This window comes from Pantoea sp. CTOTU49201, from assembly GCF_032054795.1.
In the GTDB taxonomy this organism is placed as follows: domain Bacteria; phylum Pseudomonadota; class Gammaproteobacteria; order Enterobacterales; family Enterobacteriaceae; genus Pantoea; species Pantoea symbiotica.
Map to the genome: position 1 here is coordinate 4,328 of NZ_DAMBSA010000235.1, position 3,078 is coordinate 7,405.

A 3,078-nucleotide genomic window follows, 5' to 3' on the forward strand; every position below is an offset into this window, starting at 1 on the left:
CCGGAGTTTGCAAGCAATGCCTCACCCAACGCTGAGGATGCAGGCATGAATACCTTTAACACCGCTGACGTTTTGTATGCTGATCGCACCGATTACTGGCGCCACGCCATCAGTCAGACATTTGTGCCGCTGGAGAGCACCTACGCGGGCAGCGAGCGCAACGGCATCCTGAAAGCGGGCGTTTGGGGCGATCTGCGCTTATCCGAGGTAAGTTGTAGCGCGCAAGAGGTGATCCGTGGCCGCAAAGGTGCCGATAACAGCCCGGATAATATGATTCTGCTGAGCTTTGTCAGCCAGGGAAAAACCTCGGTGCTGCAGGGCGGCAATCATGCCTCGCTCAGTCAGGGCGAGTTCGCGCTTTACGACACGCGGTTTCCCTATGAGCTGCACCTTCATGGTGAGACGCGACAGCATGTGGTGCAGATCAGCAAAGATCATCTGAGCCAAAGAGTGGGAAAAACCGAACATCTTGTGGCCAACGCCTTTGGCAAACAGCATCCGCTGATGCCCTTCCTACAGATGTTGTTGAACAACCTGATGACGCTGCCCGAAGACATTTCACTCAAATACGCCGCCATGCTGAACGAGCAGTTTCTCGAACTGCTGAGCTCGGTGATTGCCGACGAGTGCAACAACCGAAGCCAGGCCAAAACCTATCACGGCTTGCTGTTCCAAATAAAAATCATGATCAACCAGCGGCTGGCCGATCCGGTGCTGACCGCCGCAACCATCGCTGACGCCTTTGGTATTAGCTCGCGCTATCTCAACATGCTGCTGAAGAAAGATGGCACCTCGTTTGGTCGCTATGTCCTCAATCAGAGGCTGATAAAATCCGCAGAAGCTTTGCATTCTCCGCTGCATCGCGCCACGCCGATTAGCCAGATTGCCTGGCGAACGGGCTTTAGCGACATGCCGCACTTCTCGCGCGAGTTCAGGGCGAAGTTCGGCTGCTCACCAACCGAATATCGCCAGCAAGCGACCGCTTAAGTACTGGCACGCACCACAAAGTGCCAGTCCATCATAATGCGTTGAGCCGGCGAATCAGGTTGATCGATCTTATTCAGCAGCAAGGTAAACGCCTTGCGTCCCATAGCGCGCGACGGCTGCGCCAGCGTGCTCAGTGGCGGCGTGACCATTTCGGCGAGGTCGGTGCCATCAAATCCGGTCACCGCAATATCCTGCGGTACGCGCAGTCCGGCGGCGTGAATGGCTGAAAGCGCGCCCGCCGCTAAAGTGTCCGACACCGCGAACACGGCATCTGGACGCTCGGGCGCAGCCAGCAAGGTTTCCATCGCCTTTTTACCGGCATTAAAACTCAGCTCGGTGGCGTAAGAGATGGCCTGCCAGCTGCGCGCTTCCTGGATAAGTTGCTGCTGATAACCCGCCTGTCGCAGCTGCGCATATTTATAGCTGAGATCGTGGTTGATTAACGCAATACGCTGTCGTCCCCTGCCCGCCAGATACGCCACCACGTGCTTTGATGCCTGCACATCATCAATGCCGACGCAGGAAACATCCCCGGCGTCGGCGTATTCCGCGCACTGAACCCACGGCGTTTCGCCTATCAGCTGTGCCAGTTCTGGCAACTTACTGAACGCATCCATGGTGATAATGCCATCCACCATTTTACCGGCCAGCAATTGCAAACTGGAGCGCGAGCGCTCGATGTCTGAGCCAGAATTACACAACAGAATGCGATAGCGGTTCTTCTCCGCCTGCTCCTCAATGCCTTTCACCAATTCGGCGCAGAAGGGATTGGAGATATCTGACACCATGACGAGAATCATTGAGCTACGAGCAGTGCGCAACTGACGCGCTAACAAATTTGGCTGGTAATTACTCGCTTTAATGGCATGCAGGACTTTCTCACGATTCTGCGCTTTTACCGTGTCGCTGTTATTCAGCACCCGTGAAACTGTCGCCACAGAAACGCCCGCTAAGCGAGCGATTTTTTGGATGGACATGCTTGCAACTCTTGCTAAGTCAGATACAGCGGAGGCTACCATAAATCCGCGCCCACCTTAATCGTGCGACTCTGCCGCGCTCAACCCCAGCTGCGCGCGGATGCTGGCCGCTTGCTGCGGTTGTGCGGCGAAGTCATCGAATGCCCGATCGGCCACCGGAATGATGTGTCGACGGATGAACTCAGCCCCCTCGCGCGCGCCGGTTTCCGCCTCTTTCAAACAACATTCCCACTCCAACACCGCCCAGCCGTCATAATCGTACTGCGCCAGTTTGCTGAAAATAGCCGGGAAATCGATTTGTCCGTCACCGGGTGAGCGAAAGCGGCCGGCACGATCTATCCAGCGCTGATAACCGCCATACACGCCGCTGCGTCCGTTCGGCAGATACTCGGCATCTTTAACGTGAAATGCCTTGATGCGCTGATGGTAGATATCGATGAACTGCAGATAGTCGATATGCTGCAAGTGCAAGTGGCTGGGATCGAACAAGATGTTGCAGCGCGGATGATGGTTCACCAACGCCAGGAAGCGTTCAAACGTCACGCCATCATGCAGATCCTCACCGGGATGGATCTCGTAACAGACATCAATGCCGTAGCGGTCAAACTCGTCGAGCACCGGCAACCAGCGCCGTGCCAGCTCTGAGAAGGCTTCACTCAGTAGCTGAGGATTGTGCGGCGGCCACGGATAGAGATACGGCCAGGCCAACGAACCGGAGAAGGTGGCGTGGGCCTGCAATCCCAGGTTGGCTGAGGCGGCCGCTGCCAGCTTCACCGTCTGAATCGCCCATGCGGTGCGCTTTTCCTTGTCACCGCGCAAGGCGGCGGGGGCGAAGCCATCGAAGGCGCTATCGTGCGCCGGATGGACAGCAATCAGCTGGCCTTCAAGATGCGTCGATAATTCACTGATCTGCAAGCCGTAGTTCGCCAGTAAACCTGTCACGTCATCGCAATAGGTTTGACTGGTTGCGGCGCGCGGCAGATCAAAAATTATAGGGTGATTACAAGGCATTTGTAGCGCTTTATAACCGAGCGCAGAAGCCCATTGCGCCAGCCCTTCCAGCGAACTAAACGGTGGCTGAGGGCCAATAAACTGCGCGAGAAAAATTCCAGGT

Annotated in this window: 3 protein-coding genes; 1 reads left to right on the forward strand and 2 read right to left on the reverse strand. The window is 56.1% G+C overall.

Annotated features, from left to right (window positions below):
- A partial coding sequence (locus RTY00_RS15920; protein ID WP_312665093.1) for a helix-turn-helix domain-containing protein occupies positions 1-987 on the forward strand: 987 nt, incomplete at its 5' end.
- Here the strand turns inward: RTY00_RS15920 and RTY00_RS15925 are convergent.
- Positions 984-1,964, reverse strand: coding sequence for a LacI family DNA-binding transcriptional regulator (locus tag RTY00_RS15925; protein WP_312665094.1), 981 nt, complete (start codon positions 1,962-1,964; stop codon positions 984-986). The genes RTY00_RS15920 and RTY00_RS15925 overlap by 4 nt on opposite strands.
- A gap of 57 nt (positions 1,965-2,021) precedes the next feature.
- The coding region (locus tag RTY00_RS15930) for a sugar phosphate isomerase/epimerase (RefSeq protein ID WP_312665095.1) at positions 2,022-3,078 on the reverse strand (1,057 nt) is incomplete at its 5' end.

Excerpts from the sequence above, each read along its gene's own strand:
- RTY00_RS15925 (WP_312665094.1), bottom strand. The coding sequence starts at position 1,964 with ATGTCCATCCAAAAAATCGCTCGCTTAGCGGGCGTTTCTGTGGCGACA.